At 35.2% G+C, this 21,847-nt stretch carries 24 protein-coding genes; 16 read left to right on the forward strand and 8 right to left on the reverse strand.

Features of this window, described 5'->3' with window-relative positions:
* The first annotated feature begins 115 nt into the window (after positions 1 to 115).
* On the forward strand, positions 116 to 550 hold the full coding sequence (locus FI644_RS20655; RefSeq protein WP_053476361.1) for a hypothetical protein: 435 nt from the start codon (positions 116 to 118) through the stop codon (positions 548 to 550).
* Between the two features lie 122 nt (positions 551 to 672).
* On the opposite strand, the gene FI644_RS20660 is transcribed toward FI644_RS20655, so the two are convergent.
* The gene (locus tag FI644_RS20660; protein WP_053476360.1) at positions 673 to 927 is read right to left on the reverse strand and encodes a GlsB/YeaQ/YmgE family stress response membrane protein; all 255 of its coding nucleotides are present in this window, start codon (positions 925 to 927) and stop codon (positions 673 to 675) included.
* A 243-nt stretch (positions 928 to 1,170) separates the two neighbouring features.
* On the opposite strand from FI644_RS20660, the gene FI644_RS20665 reads away from it, so the two are divergent.
* Positions 1,171 to 1,497: a YflT domain-containing protein gene (locus FI644_RS20665; RefSeq protein ID WP_142108791.1), complete on the forward strand. Its 327-nt coding sequence runs from the start codon at positions 1,171 to 1,173 to the stop codon at positions 1,495 to 1,497.
* Between the two features lie 114 nt (positions 1,498 to 1,611).
* Complete coding sequence (locus tag FI644_RS20670) at positions 1,612 to 1,791, forward strand: hypothetical protein (protein ID WP_053476358.1); 180 nt, start codon at positions 1,612 to 1,614, stop codon at positions 1,789 to 1,791.
* 104 nt (positions 1,792 to 1,895) lie between these two features.
* Here FI644_RS20670 and FI644_RS20675 read toward each other — a convergent pair whose 3' ends face one another.
* Both FI644_RS20675 and FI644_RS20680 read right to left on the reverse strand, forming a co-directional pair.
* A complete protein-coding gene (locus FI644_RS20675; protein WP_053476357.1) occupies positions 1,896 to 3,257 on the reverse strand; it encodes an amino acid permease in 1,362 nt (453 codons plus the stop codon).
* A gap of 171 nt (positions 3,258 to 3,428) precedes the next feature.
* Positions 3,429 to 4,013 carry a LysE family transporter gene (locus tag FI644_RS20680; protein ID WP_053476356.1) on the reverse strand — a complete coding sequence of 195 codons (585 nt, stop codon included), beginning with the start codon at positions 4,011 to 4,013 and terminating at the stop codon, positions 3,429 to 3,431.
* A gap of 115 nt (positions 4,014 to 4,128) precedes the next feature.
* On the opposite strand from FI644_RS20680, the gene FI644_RS20685 reads away from it, so the two are divergent.
* From FI644_RS20685 to FI644_RS20695, 3 genes are all read left to right on the forward strand, one after another.
* Complete coding sequence (locus FI644_RS20685; RefSeq protein WP_142108792.1) at positions 4,129 to 4,683, forward strand: helix-turn-helix domain-containing protein; 555 nt, start codon at positions 4,129 to 4,131, stop codon at positions 4,681 to 4,683.
* A 135-nt stretch (positions 4,684 to 4,818) separates the two neighbouring features.
* Positions 4,819 to 6,147 (forward strand): radical SAM/SPASM domain-containing protein, encoded by a 1,329-nt coding sequence (locus FI644_RS20690; RefSeq protein WP_056684987.1) that lies wholly within the window; start codon positions 4,819 to 4,821, stop codon positions 6,145 to 6,147.
* Between the two features lie 570 nt (positions 6,148 to 6,717).
* A complete protein-coding gene (locus FI644_RS20695; protein WP_350494519.1) occupies positions 6,718 to 7,203 on the forward strand; it encodes a GNAT family N-acetyltransferase in 486 nt (161 codons plus the stop codon).
* 362 nt (positions 7,204 to 7,565) lie between these two features.
* Here FI644_RS20695 and FI644_RS20700 read toward each other — a convergent pair whose 3' ends face one another.
* Positions 7,566 to 8,456, reverse strand: a complete 891-nt coding sequence (locus tag FI644_RS20700) for a helix-turn-helix domain-containing protein (protein WP_053476351.1) — start codon at positions 8,454 to 8,456, stop codon at positions 7,566 to 7,568.
* A 433-nt stretch (positions 8,457 to 8,889) separates the two neighbouring features.
* Here FI644_RS20700 and FI644_RS26460 point away from each other — a divergent pair, with 433 nt between their 5' ends.
* From FI644_RS26460 to FI644_RS20720, 5 genes are all read left to right on the forward strand, one after another.
* Entirely contained in the window at positions 8,890 to 9,036 is a 147-nt protein-coding gene (locus FI644_RS26460; RefSeq protein ID WP_156319124.1) for a hypothetical protein, read from the forward strand.
* 104 nt (positions 9,037 to 9,140) lie between these two features.
* On the forward strand, positions 9,141 to 9,890 hold the full coding sequence (locus FI644_RS20705) for a glucose 1-dehydrogenase (RefSeq protein ID WP_053476350.1): 750 nt from the start codon (positions 9,141 to 9,143) through the stop codon (positions 9,888 to 9,890).
* A 101-nt stretch (positions 9,891 to 9,991) separates the two neighbouring features.
* A complete protein-coding gene (gene msrA / locus FI644_RS20710; RefSeq protein ID WP_053476349.1) occupies positions 9,992 to 10,951 on the forward strand; it encodes a peptide-methionine (S)-S-oxide reductase MsrA in 960 nt (319 codons plus the stop codon).
* Between the two features lie 307 nt (positions 10,952 to 11,258).
* Positions 11,259 to 11,759, forward strand: coding sequence for an Lrp/AsnC family transcriptional regulator (locus tag FI644_RS20715; RefSeq protein ID WP_053476348.1), 501 nt, complete (start codon positions 11,259 to 11,261; stop codon positions 11,757 to 11,759).
* Complete coding sequence (locus FI644_RS20720; RefSeq protein WP_142108793.1) at positions 11,759 to 12,916, forward strand: aminotransferase; 1,158 nt, start codon at positions 11,759 to 11,761, stop codon at positions 12,914 to 12,916. The genes FI644_RS20715 and FI644_RS20720 overlap by 1 nt, the downstream gene beginning before the upstream one ends.
* A 75-nt stretch (positions 12,917 to 12,991) precedes the next feature.
* Here FI644_RS20720 and FI644_RS20725 read toward each other — a convergent pair whose 3' ends face one another.
* The 4 genes from FI644_RS20725 to FI644_RS20740 form a co-directional block, all read right to left on the reverse strand.
* Positions 12,992 to 14,932: an FtsX-like permease family protein gene (locus tag FI644_RS20725; RefSeq protein WP_053476346.1), complete on the reverse strand. Its 1,941-nt coding sequence runs from the start codon at positions 14,930 to 14,932 to the stop codon at positions 12,992 to 12,994.
* A complete protein-coding gene (locus FI644_RS20730) occupies positions 14,922 to 15,683 on the reverse strand; it encodes an ABC transporter ATP-binding protein (protein WP_053476345.1) in 762 nt (253 codons plus the stop codon). The genes FI644_RS20725 and FI644_RS20730 overlap by 11 nt, the downstream gene beginning before the upstream one ends.
* 103 nt (positions 15,684 to 15,786) lie before the next feature.
* On the reverse strand, positions 15,787 to 16,791 hold the full coding sequence (locus tag FI644_RS20735; RefSeq protein ID WP_053476344.1) for a sensor histidine kinase: 1,005 nt from the start codon (positions 16,789 to 16,791) through the stop codon (positions 15,787 to 15,789).
* The gene (locus tag FI644_RS20740) at positions 16,784 to 17,479 is read right to left on the reverse strand and encodes a response regulator transcription factor (RefSeq protein ID WP_053476343.1); all 696 of its coding nucleotides are present in this window, start codon (positions 17,477 to 17,479) and stop codon (positions 16,784 to 16,786) included. The genes FI644_RS20735 and FI644_RS20740 overlap by 8 nt, the downstream gene beginning before the upstream one ends.
* 184 nt (positions 17,480 to 17,663) lie before the next feature.
* On the opposite strand from FI644_RS20740, the gene FI644_RS20745 reads away from it, so the two are divergent.
* The 5 genes from FI644_RS20745 to FI644_RS20760 all read left to right on the forward strand — a co-directional run bounded on the left by FI644_RS20745 (position 17,664) and on the right by FI644_RS20760 (position 21,779).
* Positions 17,664 to 18,641 (forward strand): ring-cleaving dioxygenase, encoded by a 978-nt coding sequence (locus FI644_RS20745; RefSeq protein ID WP_053476342.1) that lies wholly within the window; start codon positions 17,664 to 17,666, stop codon positions 18,639 to 18,641.
* 593 nt (positions 18,642 to 19,234) lie between these two features.
* Positions 19,235 to 19,384: a hypothetical protein gene (locus FI644_RS26465; RefSeq protein WP_156319123.1), complete on the forward strand. Its 150-nt coding sequence runs from the start codon at positions 19,235 to 19,237 to the stop codon at positions 19,382 to 19,384.
* A gap of 22 nt (positions 19,385 to 19,406) precedes the next feature.
* Complete coding sequence (locus tag FI644_RS20750; protein WP_142108794.1) at positions 19,407 to 20,162, forward strand: GTP pyrophosphokinase; 756 nt, start codon at positions 19,407 to 19,409, stop codon at positions 20,160 to 20,162.
* Positions 20,163 to 20,186: 24 nt separating this feature from the next.
* Positions 20,187 to 20,807, forward strand: a complete 621-nt coding sequence (locus tag FI644_RS20755) for a TetR/AcrR family transcriptional regulator (RefSeq protein WP_053476340.1) — start codon at positions 20,187 to 20,189, stop codon at positions 20,805 to 20,807.
* Positions 20,808 to 20,993: 186 nt separating this feature from the next.
* Complete coding sequence (locus tag FI644_RS20760; protein WP_053476339.1) at positions 20,994 to 21,779, forward strand: SDR family oxidoreductase; 786 nt, start codon at positions 20,994 to 20,996, stop codon at positions 21,777 to 21,779.
* Positions 21,780 to 21,847: the final 68 nt, after the last annotated feature.

Here is a 21,847-nt window from a genome sequence, read left to right on the forward strand (position 1 = left end):
GATTAGACTTTACCAATAAGAAATTCAAAATAAATGATATTCTCTGCTTTCGTTTAAAGGGTTTAAGTGATAAATGATGAATAGATTAAAAAGAGTAAAAATGAGGGGGGCTTGAATGAAAAGAATTCTTATCAATATATTTATTTTTACTATCTCCGTAATAACTCTTATTGGATGCTCAAATAATAATTTCCTTAAAGAGTTTGATTTGAACCAGCTAACTAGAGTTGATGTTCAAATATTCACAGGTGAAAAAAGTGATACTGAAACAATAATTTCAGAGGAAGAAAAGATTGTAACTTTAAGAGAATTATTTGCAAAAGTTGAATGGGAAGAGAACGTAAAGGCTGAAATGGCTCGAAAAGAAGATGTGAAATCAACTTTATTCTTCACATATGATAAAAATATGCCAGAAAGATTAATTGAATATTATATATGGTTTAATCAAGGCGGCACAATAGCGACGATTATGGACAGAGAAAAGAATGCTCTAGGAACATTAGACAAAGAAGATGCCCAAACATTAAAAGATACTCTAGTGAATAACTAAAAGAGCAGGATGACCTGCTCTTTTTTGTGTGATTTGGTAGATTGAATTTTAATATTAATTCAAGTTTTTCATTCGAGAAGAGAACCAGTTAGGATGTTACTGAGACATCCCTTTTAGCAATTTTAAGCGGAGCGTCTCACACTTCTTAAAACGATGCTGACAATGAATACTAGAGCAACGGCACCTATAAGTGCTGGTATAAAGTGAAAACCACCAATAACAGGTCCCCAATTCCCTAAGATGAATGATCCTAGCCAAGCTCCGATAAATCCTGCGATGATGTTTCCGATCACTCCACCTGGTACATCACGACCAAGAATGAGCCCTGCTAACCATCCAATAATTCCTCCGATTATTAATGCCCAAATAAATCCCATGTTACATCACTCCTTTTAAATAGTTATAGCTAATGTGTACCCGCCTCTATAAAAAATAAACATTTTCGAAAGAAATGCATGTTCACACATATATATTTATCTAAAAATCCTACATCTATTTAATAGATTAAGTTAAACAAATGTTTTGAAATCTCATAAACTGGATATACAACTAGTAGAACCACATGCTGATGAATATATCAATCAGCCAAAAGATTTTTTACACTTAAGGAGGAAAATCAAATGGCAAATGTGATCATTGTAGAAAATGGCGTGGAGGCAAAGGAACAAATTCAGCAATTCATCGATCAAGGATTTACGAAGGAAGACATATATTTATTAGCTCATGATAACAACCGTTCGAATGATCTTACAAATGCTTTGAATATAAAGGATATCGGGGTAGAAGAACAAGGTTTTTTTGATTCATTCGCAAATGTTTTTCGAACAAGGGGAGATGAGCTTCGGTCGAAATTAAAGTCACTTGGTGTTTCTTCATTAGATGCGGAGCAATATGAAAGAGAAATGGATCAAGGAAAAGTGGTAGTCCTAGCAACTAGATCTGCATAGGCTGAAATAAAAGAAGAATTGCTAGGAAATTAAAAGCCCCCTTTTGTTTCCTAGTAAGCCTTTTAATTAGTTTTAAATGGATAAGGTCTAATTAAAAATATGAGGTGAATGGATATGAAAATTTCTAATCAAAGCTTAGATACATTATTAGGTGCTGTGAAAACGGCTAGACATACTAAGAGGGAAAAACGCACGTTAGAAGATTATTTTAGGAATCCAATTATTCATAGGGAGATAAGTGGGGAGAGGGTATATGTTCCCTTAAATATAAATAGGGTTTGGAATGAGGTTTAAACCAAATAGTGGAGAATTAGTAGTTGGAAAAATGGGAATATAGAAAAGGCAGATCGCTTCAATAAGCATCTGCCTTTTGTTTTCTGTAAAAACTCTTTAATTATTTATATATTTGCTGATTCCGCCCTCGTTTTTCGTATGAAATAAATAGTAATAAGAAGGATGAACCATACTGGAGTGACGAATAAAGCAACCCGTGTATCTTCGGCAAGAGCAAGTACTACAAGAACAAAGGCGAGAAAGGCAAGAATTAAATAATTTGAGAAAGGATAAAGCGGCAATCTGAATTTGCTCGTTCGTGCTAAGTCTGGTCTCGTTTTGCGATATTTTAAATGACAGATAACCGTTATACCCCAGATAAATAGAAAACATACAGTAGAAATACTTGTAATCAGTGTAAAAACGCCTTCAGGCATGACGTAGTTTAATATAACAGCAATCAAAATGACAACAGTGGAAAAGAATAACGCATTAGAAGGCACCTTCCGTGAAGTAAGCTTTGTAAGCGGGATTGGTGCATTCTTATCCTTTGCTAGCGAATATAACATCCGGCTTGTACTAAAAATAGCACTGTTACACGCAGATGCAGCAGACGTTAGAACAACAAAGTTAACGATACCTGCAGCCGCAGCAATCCCAATTGCAAGGAATACTTGTACAAAAGGACTTTCTGCTGGATTAATCGCATTCCACGGATAAATACTCATAATAATAATTAAAGCACCAACATAAAAAATTAATATTCGGATAGGGATATTATTAATGGCTTTAGGAATAACTTTTTCCGGATCTTCTGTTTCACCAGCAGTTAATCCCACAAGCTCAATGCCGACAAATGCAAACACAACCATTTGGAAGGAGAGGATAAACCCATTTATCCCATTAGGGAACATTCCGCCATGGCTCCATAAATTTGTAAAGCTAGATACGCCAGAGTCAGTCGAAAATCCTTTTACAATCATGATTAGCCCAATAACAATTAAAGCTAATATAGCAATAATTTTTATTAGAGCAAACCAGAATTCCATTTCACCAAAAAGTTTAACAGTTGCTAGATTCATAAACAGTAAGATAACAAGAGCGATTAAGCCTGGCATCCATTGCGGCACTTCCGGGAACCAAAACTGAGTATAAAGTCCAACAGCTGTTAAATCTGCCATTGCAATTGATATCCAGCAGAACCAATATGTCCAGCCAGTAATAAATGCAGCCATATCTCCTAAATAGTCTTTTACAAAGTCAACAAAGGAATGGTATTGTAGATTGCTTAACAGCAGTTCGCCTAGTGCACGCATAATTAAAAAGCAGATGATTCCAGTAATGATGTAGGCAAATAGAATCGATGGTCCAGCCAAATGAATTGATTTCCCTGCACCTAGGAATAATCCAGTACCAATTGCTCCCCCAATTGCAATGAGCTGTACATGCCTGTTTTTTAGACCTCTAGCTAGTTTTTCTTCCTGCATAGATATTCCCACTTTCTCTTATCTAGTTGTTTGCATATACTGCTATAATTTTTTTCTATTATTTTAGCTGTGTACTACGACAGCTTGTTAAAGATTGTAACATACTATATGTTAAATCAAAATACTTGAAAAATAAAAATTAATAGAAAGGGTCACAGGACCCATTTCATGTTAAACAACTAGTATAGAAATTGCACAGTACACTAATAACAAGGCCATGACAATATTGAATTGACGTCGATACTTTACAAGAAACCTTTGAAACAACGAACCAAAAAGACTCCATGTAAATGTACTTAGAAATCCTACAAATGCTAGAAATAATGAGAAAAGGAGCAGACTCAAATTGGACGTGTGATAGGGTAGGATAAAGGTAGATACGACTGTCAGACCATACAATATTCCTTTTGGATTAATGAATTGTAAAAGCATTCCTGTTAAGAAACGGTTGTTTTTGTCTGCTTCATCGCTTGACTCATTCGCTTTACTGGTGAGTATTTTATAAGCTAGATATAGCATATAGATCGTCCCAATAATCATCATGACAAATTCAATTTTAGGAATAATGTTTTTAAGAACAAGATTGAAGTAGCTGGAAGTGATCATAATAACAAAGAACCCTGCACTTACGCCTAAACAAAAACGAATGGTCTTCTTTAATCCATATTTGTTAGCAAATAACATCGCCATGATATTATTCGGACCCGGAGTAAAACTTGCAATAAAAACGTAAAGTAAAAAAGATAATATTGGCATATTGGAACCCTCCATTTGTTTGTATGTTATAATGTTCTAAATAATCAATATAACGACTTACTTTTTATTGTACATAATGGACGTTATATTGTACAGAAGAAAAGGGTGATATAATTTGGAAGAGATTCATTTAATCCTTGCCAAAAATTTAAAAGCCTTTAGAGAAAGAAAAAAATTTAGTCTAGAAAAGGTTTCAGAATTAACAGGGGTAAGTAAGACAATGATTGGTCAGATAGAAAGAGGGGAGTCAAGCCCAACGATTACGACAATTTGGAAAATCGCGAATGGGTTAAAGATTTCATTTACTTCCCTCATCAATCAATCGCAGCCAGATACTATAGTCATTCCAAAAAAGGAAGTACAAGTTTTAACTGAAGATAACGGAAAATATCGAGTATATCCCTATTTCCCATTTCATGATGAAAGGCGCTTTGAGGTTTACACAGTAGAAATTGAGTCAGGAGGATTTCTAAGTGCGGATTCTCACGGGGAAGGTACGGAAGAATTTATTACTGTGTTTGAAGGGGAATTAATGATCCAAGTAAATAATATGGATTATACCATTAGAAATGGTGATTCCATTCGATTTAAGGCAGATAGGCCACATACTTATCAAAACTCGGGTGAAACAATTACTAGATTAAGCATGACTATTTACTATCCAGCATAAAAAATCCTATTCAGCAGAATAGGACTTTTTTTGTGGTTTGATGCAAATCACAGAAAATTTTCAAATGAAATTATATAATGAAACATACGTCAAAATTTTTGTCTTTGTTTGGTTAATGAAAAGAGGTTTTTGAAAATGCAGGGCAACAATACATATATTCCTTCGAGGTTTAATGCCATCACTCATACAGATGATAATGGAATCGTCCTATTAAATAGTTATAATGGGGCTATTTGTTATTTTTCAGAAAAAGAGAAAGATGAGGTACTGAATTCTCTAAAAAGAGCAGGTACGAATGAATTAGCATCTGAAATAAAACAAGAGTTATATGCAAATGGTTACTTAGTATCTGTACAGGTTGATGAGAAGAGGAGAGCTCAATTTCTCCATCAATCCATGCATCGGACAGATTTAATGCATCTAGTACTTTTACCTACGGAGGCTTGTAACTTTCGTTGTTCCTATTGCTATGAAACATTTCCTCGGGGAAAAATGAATAGAGAAACCATACGTGGATTACATGCATTTGTAAAAGAAAAAGCGACAACCTTATCGAACTTAAATATAAGTTGGTTTGGTGGAGAGCCACTGTTGGCTTTAGATGTGATTGAAGAGCTGTCTACTTCATTTTTAACAATTGCAAAAGAAAATAACATTCATTATTCTTCTGACCTTGTGACAAACGGATATTTTTTAACAAAAGAGGTATGTCAAAAATTGCTGTCTTGGGAAATACGGCAACTGATGGTCACTATTGATGGAATTGGCAAGATTCATGATCGTAGAAGATATTTAGCAGGCGGAGGGAAAACTTTTGACAAAATAATAGACAATCTAACGAAAGTAAAAGAAATATCAGGTGATTTTGATATGACGATTCGTGTGAATTTCGATGAAAGTAATTTGCAAGAAACGTCAAAATTAATTGAATTCCTGAAGGGTCAATTTGCAGATGATAAAAGATTTGGCATCTTCTTTCGACCAGTTGGTAGATGGGGGGGAGCAAATGATGATGAACTCCCTGTGTGCAGCCAGATTACTTCCAATAAAAAAATTTGGGAATTTACAAATGAAGCAATTACAAATGGATTGGGAATTAGTTCAATGATTTCAGGCTCCCTCATGCCAACAGGTTCGGTTTGTTACGCGGCCAAACCAAATTCTCTAGTTATTGGGTCTAATGGACAGTTATACAAATGTACAATTGCACTTAACGAAGAAATGAATAAGGTTGGAAATATTCATGAAGATGGCAGTGTAACACTTGATTACGACAAAATTGCCGTATGGACAACATCTGGGGAAGAAACGGATTCTGTCTGCCAATCTTGCTATTATCGTCCTGCATGCCAGGGAAACCATTGTCCTCTGTATCGAATGAGAACCGGTGATAGACCTTGTCCATATGAAAAAAGAAATATAAAAAAAGTATTAAACATTATTTGGAAAAATAGTTTGAATTAAAATTTGCTTAGAAGATTTTTGCTCATACAAAGGGGGTGAAATGATGCGTGTTCTACGTCCTGCTACATCACCAGTTACTAATATGAACTCAGGAAAAGTGATAAAATCGGTACCTGGAAACCTAAATTAAGATTAGAATCCTGCCTCCCTATTATCAAAGAATGGGAGGCAGGATTTTTCTATACATCAGAATCTTTATCTAATCAATGTTTATTAAAGACCAGAGTTCAACAAGATGATGAAAAAGATAAAGAAATTATACCAGGATTTTTTAGGGTTTTTACTCTGATGTCTGAGTGTGAGGGTGCATCTGAAACGGCTAAGAAAGTAACTGTAAAACAAATCAGACAAATAGTGGAAGAAACCAGTTCTACAGCTAATTTTGTAGTCTGTTTTTTCGAGAAATTATTTAATTATCCCAATTATACAAATGATTATTTTATAATTAGATAGGATGATGAATTCCCTTGTCCCAGATTTAGAAAGGAGTTTTAAGACATGTCCTATCAGAATAAGAACGAGTTTCCAATCCTTTATACAGATCGCCTAGTCTTAAGGGAGGTCACATATTTGGATACTAATGACATCTATCATTATCTCTCAGATGAAGAAGTGATGAAGTATTATGGGTTAGCCCCTTTCGAGTCCTTAAAAGATGCGGAGGAGGAGATTGACTGGTATCGTAAAATTTTTGATCATAATACCGGTATACGCTGGGGTATAACTTTAAAAGGCAATGATAAGGTAATAGGAAGCTGTGGATTTCTTAACTTCACGAAACAGCATTCACGCGCTGAAGTTGGGGCTGAAATAGCGAGAGAGTTTTGGAGAACCGGAATTGTTTCTGAAGCTTTTCAAGCTATTTTAGCTTACGGATTTAAGGAAATGGAACTGATGAGAATACAGGCTCTGATTGAACCGGAAAATATTGCATCGAAAAAACTTGCTGAAAAAAGCGGCTTTGTGAGAGAAGGGCTTCTTAGAAAATATGAATACACGAATGGAAAGTTTGATGATTTGCTCATTTATTCAATTTTAAGGGAAGAATTCCTATAAAGAAATAATAATTGTTTTAAGAATAATACAAGATAGTATTTACATAGTGTTCTATAAAATGCCTAATTTTTTGTAGTTTGTTAATAGGGAAAGATCAAGCTGTTCTGCTTTTGGGAAGGAGCTGGTCACTATGTATAGAAATAAAAATAAAGGAATTGTTTTAATTTTATGCTCAATCCTTTTCATATTTCTAATTGTGAGTGCTTTCCGTAACATTTCAATTTATGTTGTGTATAGTTCAGGTTTCGGTACCTTCATTATTAGTGGATTACTGATACTGGCAATCATTTTTGCATATGTAAAAGGAAAATAAAACAGTTCACGCAAATAAGAGGGACATTATTTTGCCCCTCTTCCCCAAACTACTCACTGCCTAGAAATTCTCCCTTTTTCTTGTTAACCATTTGAATGTATTCTTGTCTATCTAATAATTGGAAAATGAAAATGGATGTTTTAAATGCAATTCTTATTTTTTGTGGATCAGCATTTAATTCTTCTAAGGACAGGCCTTGTTGGTAATAAAGCTGACCAGCCATTGATACATCTTCATTTTCTGAAGAAAGCTTAATTCCTAATTCAGCATGGATTAGGGAATGTTCATAATCCTGCTGTAAAAAATATAGTTTTGCTAAATTATAATGAATTTTTATTTGAAATCGATGATGCTGTTTAAGAAAATCATGATAGGATAGTATGGTATTATATTGCTGCAGACTTTTTTGAAACATACTATTTTCTGCATAAATAATTGCCAGGCTGTTTTGGATTTTGAAATCTATAAAGTCTTGCCCAAAAAGGGGATGATTGCTGTCTAATAAGTCTTCAAGCATAATTACCGCTTTTTTCCAGTTTAATTTTTGTAAATAGTAACTAGAAATGATATGTACCCATTTAATTAATTGATCGAATTTGTATCCTAAATTCCTAGTAGATTGTTTTAGTTCATTTGAGGTAATTTCAAATGTTTCATTGTAGTCTTTTTTTTTCATTAATTCTTCAAGCATCCGTTCAGTGTCTTGTATGTAGCCTTGCGCATCATTCAATAATATTTTATAAAAATAATCCAAGCTTACCTTTAATCGAATCGAGAGTATGTATAGTATATCTACGCTTGGATATCCCCTTCCAGCTTCAATGCCACTGATAGTTGCTTGCGTGCAAATCCCTTCTGCAAGCTGAGCCTGTGAAAGATTATTTGATTTTCTCAATCTTTTAATTTCTTCGCCTAGAGCTTTAGCATTTAAAACTATCATTTTCTCACCATTATATAAAAAATTTTATATTATTTTAGAAAAAACTATTATTTCCAACTATTATTATATCATACCCCTTTTAACAGCCTAGAATCGAGAACGCAACAAAATATGAATTCTTTTAGAATACAATTATAAATATAAGGATAGGGTGATGAAAAAATGAAAAAAGTAGTAGCAATTCTATTATTAGCAGGAATTTTATATTCACAAGTTGGAGTATCCGTTCCAACAGTAAGCGCAGCTGGAGGAGATGTCACACTACCGTTCGAACATTAATATTTTGTTAGATCAATATCCAAAGCATGTATTTGCTTTGGATATTGACATTTTTAAAAAGAAAGAATATCAGCTAAAAGATGTTTGAGATCGTAATGAATTATTCATACAACCCTGGTATTGGGCAACCTTTATAAAGGTGGGGGATGATTTGGTGTCCTTAGGCAATAAGGTGAAATATAATGAAGATATTTATATCATTGTTCATATATATGAATCCGGTTTCGTAGAAATCAAAGATGTCAAACATCTTTATAATGTAGAGCTGGTTCGTATGTCAGATATTAAAGTAATCGAATAATCGATCTAACGAAGCACTCATTAATCCAATGGGTGTTTTTTTCTTTTTTGCATTAAAAATGCAATAATGTAAAGATAAATATTAATGATAAAGGGGTCGCGGGAATGGATTTCAGAAATAGAGTCGTTGTAATTACCGGTGCATCTAATGGCATTGGAAAAGTACTAGCTGCTGCTTATGCTGAAAAAGGAGCTAAAATTGTCGTTGCTGATATAGATGAGAAAGCTGGAAAACAAATTGAGTCAGATATTAATAACGATAAAGGGAATGCCCTTTATATTCAGACCGACGTTCGGAAAGAAGAAGAAATCATGCATTTAATGAAAACAACGAAGGCGGAGTATGGGCAAATTGATATCCTTATAAATAATGCTGGCATTTCAAAATGGAAATCGCTGTATGAATTATCAGCTGATGAGTGGGATAATATTTTACATACAAATCTTCGCAGTGTATTTCTTTGTTCAAGAGAGGCAGCGAAGTATATGAAAGAAAATAAAAATGGCGGAGCGATTGTCAATCTTGCTTCCACGCGTGCTCTCATGTCAGAACCGAATTCGGAAGCGTATGCAGCTTCGAAAGGGGGGATTGTTGCATTAACACATGCGATGGCTGTTTCATTAAGTAATGACAAAATTATCGTTAACGCCATATCTCCAGGATGGATAGAAACAGGTAATTATAATAACTTAAGAAAAATTGACCATGAGCAACATCCATCTATGCGTGTTGGCAAGCCAGAGGATATAGCTAGAGCTTGCTTTTATTTAACATCAGTGGAAAATGATTTTGTAACTGGTGTGAATCTTGTGGTTGATGGAGGGATGACAAGGAAAATGATTTATAAAGAGTAAACAGCTTCATCAGTGTTTTTCTTTTAAATATAGTGGTAATCTTAGAATATACACTTAAAGTAATAATATAGTACTTTTAAAATGAAGGAGTGAAAGTATCAATGTCTAATCATTATGAAAAAGCAACATTTGCAGGTGGCTGTTTTTGGTGTATGGTAGCACCTTTCGATGAACAGCCAGGGATTAAAGAAGTGGTTTCTGGCTATACAGGCGGGCATACTGAAAATCCTACATATGAAGAGGTTTGTTCAGATACAACGGGTCATTATGAAGCAGTCCAGATAACATTTGATCCAACGATTTTCCCTTACAAGAAGCTGCTTGAGCTTTTTTGGCAGCAAATTGACCCAACAGATGCAGGTGGACAATTTAATGATCGCGGTCTATCCTATCGAACAGCAATATTTTACCATAATGAAGAACAAAAAGTTATGGCCGAAGCTTCAAAAGATGAGCTTGCAGCAAGCGGACGTTTCTTGAAGCCGATTGTTACGGAAATATTGCCAGCTACTCCATTTTACAGAGCGGAAGAAAAGCATCAGCATTATTATAAAAAGAATGCTTTCCACTACAATCTATATAAAGAGGGTTCTGGAAGGGCACCCTTCATACGTGAAAACTGGAAAAAGTCGAAAAGTGATGCACAGTTGAGGAAAGAATTAACTGAGATCCAGTATGAAGTGACAAGAAATAATGCAACAGAGCCTCCATTTCGGAATGAATTTTGGAATCTTACAGAAGAGGGAATATATGTTGATATTATCTCGGGCGAGCCATTATTTAGTTCGAAGGATAAATATGATGCTGGCTGTGGGTGGCCAAGCTTCACAAAGTCACTGCGCAGTTCAGAAATCGAAGAGAAAATGGATACTTCACATGGCATGCGCCGTATCGAAGTTCGTTCAAAAACATCAGACTCTCACTTAGGACATGTCTTTGATGATGGTCCAGGTCCTTTTTATAATCGGTATTGCATTAACTCTGCGGCACTTCGATTTGTTTCGAAAGATAAATTAGAGGAAGAGGGTTATGGCGAGTATTTGAGTTTGTTTGAAAACTAAATGTTTATTTAAGTATTTTATAAGCGCTTGTCCCCTGGTATTTGATAAGGGGAAAAGCGCTATTTTTTATTGGGAAGATATAACCAATGCTGAAAAAAGATGTATGCTTCTATTATTTCTACACTATAGGAATCAAATTTTATATCTATACGGCCTAACCTCTTACGGGATATAGCTATATTCATATCTCTTCCAAAAATGAAGATACTGTTAAAAAAGAAAGGTTATTCTATCGAATGGATTCTATTCTAATCCACGCGTATTTGATATAATAAGACGTATTTTTAAGACATATGGAGGTTCTTCGATGAAGCTGACACATAAGGAATTGGAAATTGTAGAGATTTTGGAAAAAGATGCGCGAATACATACGGATGATCTTGCAAAAATGGTCCAATTAAGCATGCCTGAAACAAAAGAGATCATCAAAAAACTGGAAGAACAAAAGGTAATAGTAAAATACACGTCAGTGATAGATTGGGGGAAAGTAGAAGACCATTCAGGCCTAACCGCTATGATTGATGTAAAAGTAACACCTAAGCGTGGCGTAGGCTTTGATGAAATAGCTGAAAGAATTTACCGCTATAAAGAAGTAAAGTCTGTATATTTAATGTCAGGTGCTTATGATCTATCCGTTGAAATTGAAGGGAAATCCATGAATGAGGTTGCCCATTTTGTTTCGCAGAAGCTATCAACCCTTGACTCTGTTATCTCAACAACTACTCATTTTATATTGAAAAAATATAAGCATGATGGCACCATTTTTGAGTCAGGCGATGATGACAAACGAATTGTGGTGTCACCATAATGAAGAAAAACTATTTATCCAAAAAAGCTCAAGCATTAAAACCTTCAGGCATTCGCCGGTTCTTTGATTTAGCTGCCGGTATGAAAGGTGTCGTTTCCTTAGGCGTCGGTGAGCCGGACTTTGTCACACCTTGGACGGTAAGGGAGGCAGCTATTCTCTCCATTGAGCAAGGCTATACATCGTATTCGGCAAATGCGGGATTGCTGGAGCTGAGGAAAGAAATTTCTGGCTATATGAAAAAGCAATTTAATGTAATGTATTCTCCAAGTTCAGAAATTATTGTTACAGTCGGTGCCAGTCAGGCAATTGACATTGCAATGCGAACCATTCTAGATCCTGGCGATGAGGTTATTATTATTGAACCATGTTTTGTCTCATATTCACCGATGGTTGACATGGCGGGTGGTGTCCCAGTTCATGTACAGGCTTTGAAAGAGAATGATTTCAAAATATTGCCCTCTCAATTAGAAGAAGTAATAACTGAAAAGACGAAAGCCATCTTGCTCTGTTCGCCCAATAATCCAACTGGATCGATGCTGAATAAAAAGGAACTTGAAGAAATTGCAGAGATAGCGGTTAAATACGACTTACTTGTCATTGCTGATGAAATCTACGCGGAGCTTGTTTATGATGAGGAATATACAAGTCTGGCATTGATCAAAGGGATGAGAGAAAGAACGATATTAATTTCTGGTTTTTCTAAAGGATTTGCGATGACAGGCTGGCGTCTTGGATTTGTCTGTGCACCAGAAGAGATTACACAAGCCATGCTGAAAATTCATCAATATGCGATTATGTGTGCACCAACAATGGCCCAATTTGCAGCGATTGAAGCACTGAAAAATGGTCGTTCAGATGTTGAAGAAATGGTGAAAAGCTATCGCAGACGACGTAACTATATTGTTCAGTCATTCAATGATATGGGTTTAACATGCCATACGCCTGGTGGAGCTTTTTATGCATTTCCTTCGATAGAATCTACAGGACTTAGCTCTGAAGAGTTTGCTGAAAGGCTGTTACTTGAAGAGAGTGTAGCTGTTGTCCCAGGAAATGTCTTCGGTGTAAGCGGGGAAGGGCATATCCGCTGTTCTTATGCGACATCCATGGAGCAGCTGCAGGAAGCAGTCAAACGGATGAATCGATTTATAAATAAATAAGTTAATATAGAAAAAGCGCTTGTCTCCCTATTTTTTATTTAGAGAGAACAAGCGCTTTTGTAATTTATTAATAAATTACAATGCATCTTTAATTACTTTCTTAGAATATAGAACAGATAGGACTCCAAATATGGAATACAAAGCTGTGTAAAGAACCATAACAATGATCATTGGTGTCCATACTTCGGAGCCAAATAGAAACCATCCTGATTGAACAGCAAAATAGCTGTGCAGAAGTCCTATGACAAGGGGAATCCCAAAATTAAAGAATTGTTTTGCTTGAATTCCTTTTAAGAGGTCTCCCCGAGTAAATCCAAGCTTTCTTAAGATCGTATAATTTGGTTTCTCATCTTCACTTTCATCCATTTGCTTGAAATAGAGAATACAACCAGATGTTATCAAGAAAGTTAACCCTAAAAATCCAACAATGAACATGATGAGTCCCATATTAATTTTTTGATTTGTGCTCATTTCTAATTGGGAATCATTTCGGCCAGTGAAAGTAAATTCTTGAAATAGCTTATTCGCTTTTTCAAGGTTTTCATCGTCATTAAGATCAATACCGATATATATATTGGATTCCATTTGGATTTCTGGATTTAAATCTTTTTTCAATCGTTCGAATATGGATTCATCCACTATTGCCACGGGCAAGCCACCGCCAGTGAAATAATAAGGAATGATGAAATCCTTATTCAAACCTAAATATTTTTGTGAAATATTTTCCGACTTTCCTAACAGGCTAATTTCGCCAGAGTCTTTAAGTGTCATGAATTTTTGGAGTAAATCATTATAGCCAGTAAAAAGAGTTTCGTTTGAAGATAAATCTAACCCTTCGATTTCATTATCACTAACAACAGGAATCTGCATAACATTTGGATCAAAATTCATTCCATTTAGGTTAAAATCGGCGATTTCCTTTATATTTGCTTCAATCTGAAGGACGTTAATTTTTTTCTCGGTATACTTCATATGATTTTCATCTAACGCCTTTTTAAATTGTTCTGAATCTTCATTGTCTGTTAAGGTAAAATGAGCGGGAACATTGTTCTCAGCACTTTTTTCAGCAGAGTAATAAGAAATAAAACTTAGAGAAAGTAAACCAATAGCAAGTGCTGATACTGTTGTAATAATAGTTAGTAACAATGCATTTGATCTCATTCTGAACATAATGGTTGAAAGAGACAATACTTCATTTATATTCAAATAGCCGTCTTTCTTTTTTCGAATGAGATTAAAAATAAAACTGACAGACCCTTTATAAAATAAATACGTTCCAATAATTACGGATCCAAGTATAAAGAGCATAGCAAGCAGCAGCTCAATCATCGTTGTAAAATCTCCGCCAAAAAGCTTAGAGGAAACATAATAGCCCATGATAATTAAAGCAATTCCCACTATACCAATGAAGATTTCAAAAATTGACAGTTTCTTCACTTTTCCTTCTGTTTTTGAGGTTACCCTGAATAAAGAAAGAATAGTTTGTCTTTTAATAAACAAATAGTTCATAAGCATGATTAATAGGTAAATAGCACCAAATACGATAATTGTCTGGATAAGTGCCTTTAAAGAAAATTGAAGGGAGGCAATGCCTTCAATGCCTGTAATTTTTAACAAAATCATAATGATTAATTTTGATACAGAGAAACCTAACAGGATTCCGACAATTAATGAACCAAAATATAGAAACAGGTTTTCTAAAGTAAGAATGCGGAAGATTTTTCCCTTTGTCATCCCGATTAATTGAAATAACCCAACTTCTTTACTGCGTCTTTTAATAAAGATATTATTGGCATATAAAAGGAAGATTGACACAATTCCAATAAGCAAGACCGTTGCAGCACGAATGGAAGCCGCTCCCTTCACTGTTCCCTTTGTTTCATTCATGGATGGATCATATTGTAATGTGACAAATGCGAAATACAAAGCAACACTAAAGATGAGGGCGAAAACGTAAAGATAATAGTTCTTTAGATTTTTCTTCAGATTGCGGATGATCAGATGATTAATGCTCATTTTGCACCCCGCCTAGTATCGCTTGCGTTTTCATGATGTCATTAAAGAAGGTTTGCCTTGTTTCTTCGCCTTTATTTAATTGAGTATAGATTTGCCCGTCCTTAATAAAAATCACGCGATTGCAGTAGCTTGCTGCAACTGGGTCGTGAGTAACCATTATAATGGTTGCTTGTCTTTTCTTGTTCAATTCACTTAATTTATTTAATAAATCAGACGCAGATTTAGAGTCAAGTGCGCCAGTTGGTTCGTCGGCAAAAATGATGCTTGGCTCATGGATAAAGGCTCTTGCTGCTGAAGTGCGCTGCTTTTGTCCGCCAGATATTTCGTTAGGATACTTATTTTTTAACTCTAAAATACCTAAATCTGCCGCAACCTCATTAAATTTTTTATCTGCTTCTTTCTTGGATATTTTTCGAATAGATAACGGCAATAAAATATTTTCTTTTACCGTTAGCGTATCAAGCAAATTATAATCTTGGAAGATAAAGCCTAAGTAATGTTTCCGAAATATAGCAAGCTGTTTTTCCTTCATGCTTGTCATTTCTTTTCCTTCAATCGTGATTGAACCTGTGCTTGCTTTATCAATGGAGGATAGTACATTTAGCAAGGTAGTTTTTCCTGAGCCGGATGCTCCCATAATACTGACAAATTCTCCTTTGTCTATTTTTACATCTATGCCCTTTAAAACCTCTTGTTTGTTAAATTTATTGCCATAGCTTTTATGGATCTTACTAGCTTCTAAGATATTCATTGTCTTCTCCTTTAATAGTGAAATTCTATTTTTATTATAGAGTTCTCCATTTTGCTATTCCTTCGATTGTCCGAACAAATAATAATAGCATGTGACAATTTTGTCACATGCCTGTTATGTTTACAAATTCATTTTTTTTCGGAAAAATGAGCGTGAAGGTCGTTCCTGAACTAAGCTTCGATTGGACATCGATGTGGACTTTCAAAGATTCTGCCGCTTTTTTGGACAAATATAGTCCCATACCTGTAGCGGAAGTATCTTGATGATTGGTTGTTGAGGTAAATCCTTTATCAAAAATACGCGAAAGGTCCTTTTGCTCGATGCCTCGACCAAAGTCTCTTACATCAAGCATGGTTTGCTCATCCCGCTGATAGCTTTTAATGATAATATCGGACGAGTCACTATATTTCACTGCATTTGTTAACAGCTGACGAATAATGAAACTAAGCCACTTCGCATCACTAAGCACCTCTTCTACTTCTAGATCAATGTCAAAGCCAATGCCTTTTTGCATACACCAGGATTGTAATGTTTTGATTTCCTTGAAAATCAAGTGTTCCAAATTTGTATGTTCGATATATAAATCATTTTTAATAAAGGGAATCCGTTTTTGATGAAGCTGCTGATCAAGTAAAAGATGAATCCGAAGCCATTCGTAAGTCATCTGAGATTTCAGCATTTTATCATCTATACGATCAATCATTAAATTTATTGCAGTCAACGGTGTTTTCACCTCATGTATCCATGAAAGCAGGTCATCCTTTTCTTGCTCTAGCAACAGCAGATTTTGTTCTGATTCATTTTTTAGCCTCATTACTTGATTTGTGATGCTATTTTCGATGATCCATTCAAAAGGGCTTTCTGGTTCTGGAATGCTAGAAACATCGAAGTCATTGTCACGTTCTTCCAAGCTTAAATAAAAGCGAGATTCTTTATGATAACGCACAGTGATAAATACAATAAAAATAATTGTTGATAGAAAAACATAATACTGGACAGATCGGAATGAACCTGCCGAATCTATATATCCGATGATGAGCGAGAGCAATTGGATTGTAATAAAAAACAGAATCCAGCTGCGTCTTTCTTTGAGATAGGTTCTAATCATGGGGATAGTCCTCTTCAATCGCTATATACCCTTGTCCGACCTTCGTTTCTATATAACAGCCTAATCCAATTTCATCTAGTTTTTTTCGTAGACGATTGACATTAACTGTTAACGTATTATCGCTAATAAAGCGTTCATCATCCCAAAGGCTTGTAATGAGTTCCTCACGGCTTACAATTTGATTTTTTCTATCAATAAGCAATTTTAATATAAAGATTTCATTCTTTGTTAATTCTACAGTCCCAGCTTCATTAGTAACCGTATTTTTTTCAAAATCGATCTTCGCATCATACCAGGTTTTTAATTTATTCGCTGTCGTATTGTAATTATAGACACGACGGAGAATGGCCTGTATTTTGGCAACGAGTACATCAAAATGAAAAGGCTTCTGTATAAAATCATCAGCACCCAGCTGCATGGACATCACCATATCAGTTGGATGATCACGTGACGATAGAAAAATAATCGGAACATTTGAATGTGTTCGAATGTTACGGCACCAGTGAAATCCATCGAATTTCGGCAATTGAATATCGATAATGACTAAATCGGGATCCACTGCAGTAAATTCTTGAATCACCTTACTAAAATCTTGAATACCGTATACATCGTATGACCAACCCGTTAATCTTTCTTTTACTTCATTAAATAATGTACGATCATCTTCAATTAATAACAATTTAAACATTTTAAACACCACACTTTTTTTTATTACCTAAATTAATTGTAAAGGAAAATCTTGTTAAGTGCTATAAGTGAAAGGAAAGGGAATAATAGGATAGAACTTTACATTGAATTTATTTCATGTTATATTTATCTCGAATTAAAAATATATTAATTAAGTGTATTTTATATAAATGGAGGAATTATAAATGAATGGATTAAAGGGAATACATCATGTAACAGCTATTACAAGTAGTGCAGAGAAAAACTATGAATTTTTCACCTATGTATTAGGGATGCGTTTAGTAAAGAAAACAGTCAACCAGGATGATATTCAGACCTATCATTTATTTTTTGCGGATGATAAAGGCAGTGCTGGTACAGATATGACCTTCTTCGACTTTCCCGGGATTCCGAAGGGTGTACACGGAACGAATGAAATTTCCAAAACGTCATTCCGAGTTCCAAGTGATGCAGCATTAGAGTATTGGGTCAAGCGCTTTGATCGTCTAGAAGTGAAGCATACCGGAATAAAAGAACAATTTGGCAAGAAGACCCTTTCGTTTGCAGATTTTGATGACCAGCACTATCAGTTAATCTCCGATGAAAAAAATGTAGGGGTTGAAGCTGGTACCCCATGGCAAAAAGGTCCGATTCCGCTCCAATATGCAATCACAGGCTTAGGACCGATTTTTGTTCGCGTAGCAAACTTTGATCACTTTAAAGAAATGATGGAAAAGGTGTTATTATTTAAAGAAATTGACCAAGAAGAATCGTTTCATTTGTTCGAGGTTGGAGAAGGAGGCAACGGTGCACAGGTTATTGTCGAATACAATACCATTCTCCCACAAGCAAGACAAGGGTTTGGAACAGTGCATCACGCTGCATTCCGGGTTGAAGACCGCTCTGTTTTGGAAGAATGGATTGAACGAATGGGGACCTTCGGATTCCATACATCTGGCTTCGTTGATCGTTTCTTTTTCGCATCCCTTTATGCAAGAGTGGCTCCACAAATTCTTTTTGAATTTGCTACAGACGGTCCGGGTTTTATGGGAGATGAACCGTACGAAACATTGGGAGAGAAGCTATCACTGCCTCCATTCCTTGAACATAAGCGAGAGCAAATTGAAAGATTAGTTCGCCCGATCGATACGGTTAGAAGTACGATTGAATTTGATAAAGAATAAGTTAGAAACCTTACTATGCATTTATTTGTGTAGTAGGGTTTTTTCTATTATTAGACTCAGGTAAGAGAAAGCTTCATGTACCCCTGAAAGTAGAAAAAGTGAGTTCATGGTAACAAGAGTGTGTGTCATGTACCCCTGAAAGCAGAAAAAGTGAGTACACGGTAACAAGAAGGTGTGTCATGTACCCCTGAAAGTAGAAAAAGTGAGTTCATGGTAACAAGAGTGTGTGTCATGTACCCCTGAAAGCAGAAAAAGTGAGTACACGGTAACAAGAAGGTGTGTCATGTACCCCTGAAAGCAGGAAAAGTGAGTTCACGGTAACAAGAATGTGTGTCATGTGCCCCTGAAAGCAGAAAAAGTGAGTTCACGGTAACAAGAGTGTGTGTCATGTGCCCCTGAAAACAGAAAAAGTGAGTTCATGGTAACAAGAGTGTGTGTCATGTACCCCTGAAAGCAGAAAAAGTGAGTACACGGTAACAAGAAGGTGCGTCATGAGCCTAAGAAAGAAAAAAAGCAAGCCATAGTCATAAATGACACGGTGTCATGAAAAATATTGACATATGACAAAGTGTCGTTTAGGATAAATGTATAGGATGACAAGTTGTCATATTGGAGTGAAGAAAACAATGGATATTGAAAAATTAAAGAAGCTCATCAATGAGTTAAAATCAAAAGGTGTCAATGCCTCATTATGTAAAAGACCAGCAATTATTCAAAAACCAATTACTGCTAACGGGCGTTAACCACATAAAAAAGGAGAAAAAGATGGAAGACAAAACACCTAGCAATTTAACGCAATTAAAGTTATTAAAAACAGAACTCATTCGTTTCATGATGTCATACAAGTTTGCATTAGACGAAATGAATACGAAGATAGATATTTTAAAACAAGAATTCCAATATATTCATGACTATAATCCGATTGAACATGTGAAATCTAGGATTAAATCTCCTGAGAGTATTTTAAAGAAGATTCAGAGAAAAGGGTATGAGCTTTCCTTGCCATCTATTAGAAAAAATATAAAAGACATTGCGGCCATTCGTATCACCTGTTCTTTCATTTCTGATATTTATGAAATCAGTAAGATGCTCCAGAATCAAAAAGATATAACAGATATTGATTGCAAGGATTATATAAAAAATCCTAAACCGAATGGATATCAAAGTCTTCATTTAATCCTACAAATCCCGATTTTTATGTCCGATAGAGAGGATCATATCAATGTAGAAATTCAAATCCGTACCATCGCCATGGATTTCTGGGCAAGCTTGGAACATAAAATTTACTACAAGTATAATAAAGAAGTCCCTCAAACGATTAAAGATGATCTGCGTGAAGCAGCAATGACTGCCACACAATTGGATAAAAAAATGGAGAGTATTCATAAAGAAATGAATAAAATCAAGGAACTTATAAATCATGAAGAAGACTTGAATGAAGTATCAATCAATAATGAAAGATTCCGTCTCCCTAAAGACTTTTTATTACCGATTATGAAAAGAGCAAATTTAGTTGAATAATTAGTAGAATAGGAAGCGAGCAAATTGCCAAAAATTACATTTTTTAACTTACCTGAAGATAAGAAGGAAACATTAATCCAAGCAGCAAAAAAGGAATTTTCAAGGGTGCCCTTATATGATGCTTCGATTACGAATATTATTAAAGAAGCTGGTATCCCACGAGGCAGCTTTTATCAATATTTCGAAGACAAGGAAGACGCGTTTTTCTTTTTATTAAATGAACTGACGAAAGAGCATAAGTATATTTTTATACACTTATTAAGCAGTAATAATGGAGATATATTCGAAACAATGATTGATTTTTTCCGAGTAATCATCTCTGAAGAAGAAAATTTTAATTTCTTAAAGAATACATTTTTGAATATGACTCATCGAATCGAAAGTACTTTTTCAAGAAGCTTTAGCTCGAATGAGAGAAATGAAAACTTCGAGAAATTCAGTTCATTCATTGATAAAAATGTATTAAACATATCAGATGAAAATGAATTGTTTTATGTTTTCCAAATCATTGCAGCAGTTACATTCCGGAGCTTTGTCGATAAATTTGCTCGGGATCTTCCGATTGAAGAAGCAATGAATACGTATTTGATCGAAATGAATTTGTTGAAGAAGGGGCTTTATCGAGATTCGCTTGAGCCAAAATAGGATTTTTAGTAGAGGTGCTTATTCAAACTAAATTATGTTTGGACGAGCACTATTTTTATATTTAAATTTGCTTTTTTTCCTTATTGTCTTAAACTGATAACAGAAGTCTGGTTTATTTTGTAAAAGTATAAGAAGAACTATGCTGCTGTTTGGAAAAAGCCTAAGGAACATGAGGAGGAGTGTTCAATGGATTTAAATCTTAACGGAAAAGTTGCACTTGTTGTTGCCTCAAGCCAAGGTCTAGGAAAAGCAATTGCGACACAGCTTGCCAAGGAAGGGGCTCAAGTTATGATTACGAGCCGTAACTTAGAAAAACTGCAATCGGTCCAAGCTGAATTGCGTGAAGAACATCATTGTGAAGTGAAATTCCATGTTGCTGACATTACAAAGCCAGAGGATATTAAAACGCTTGTGGAAAAAACAAGGGAAGTCTTCGGGAAAATTGATATTCTTGTTAATAATGCAGGCGGACCGCCAGGAGGGACTTTTGAACAATTATCTGATGAGGAATGGGAAAATGCCTTTCAGTTAAATTTATTCAGCTATGTCCGAATGATTCGTGAAGTACTGCCTGATTTAAAGAAAAGTGGCGGCAAAATTATTAATATTGCCTCTACCTCGATTAAACAGCCTATCACTGGACTGATCCTGTCGAATACGTTTCGTTTAGGGATTGTAGGGATGACAAAGACTTTAGCAGAGGAGCTCGGTCCATACAATATTCTCATTAATACAGTGGCTCCTGGCAGAATTGCTACTGATCGAGTAGACTATTTAGATCAATTAAATGCAAATAATCGTAATGTATCTAAGGAAGTGATCGTTGGAGAAGCAATCAGCGCAATTCCGCTTGGAAGATACGGAACACCAGAGGAATTTGCCAATGTAGTTACCTTCCTTGCCTCTGATGTTAACACCTATATTACTGGCAGCTCTATCCTAATTGATGGTGGCATGGTAAAAGCGTTGTGAAAAAAATGAAGTACATATATTGACTCAAAAAATAGGATATGTTATTTAATAGATGATAGGTTTTAGCA

Source organism: Cytobacillus solani, assembly GCF_006704205.1.
In the GTDB taxonomy this organism is placed as follows: Bacteria; Bacillota; Bacilli; order Bacillales; family Cytobacillaceae; genus Cytobacillus; species Cytobacillus solani.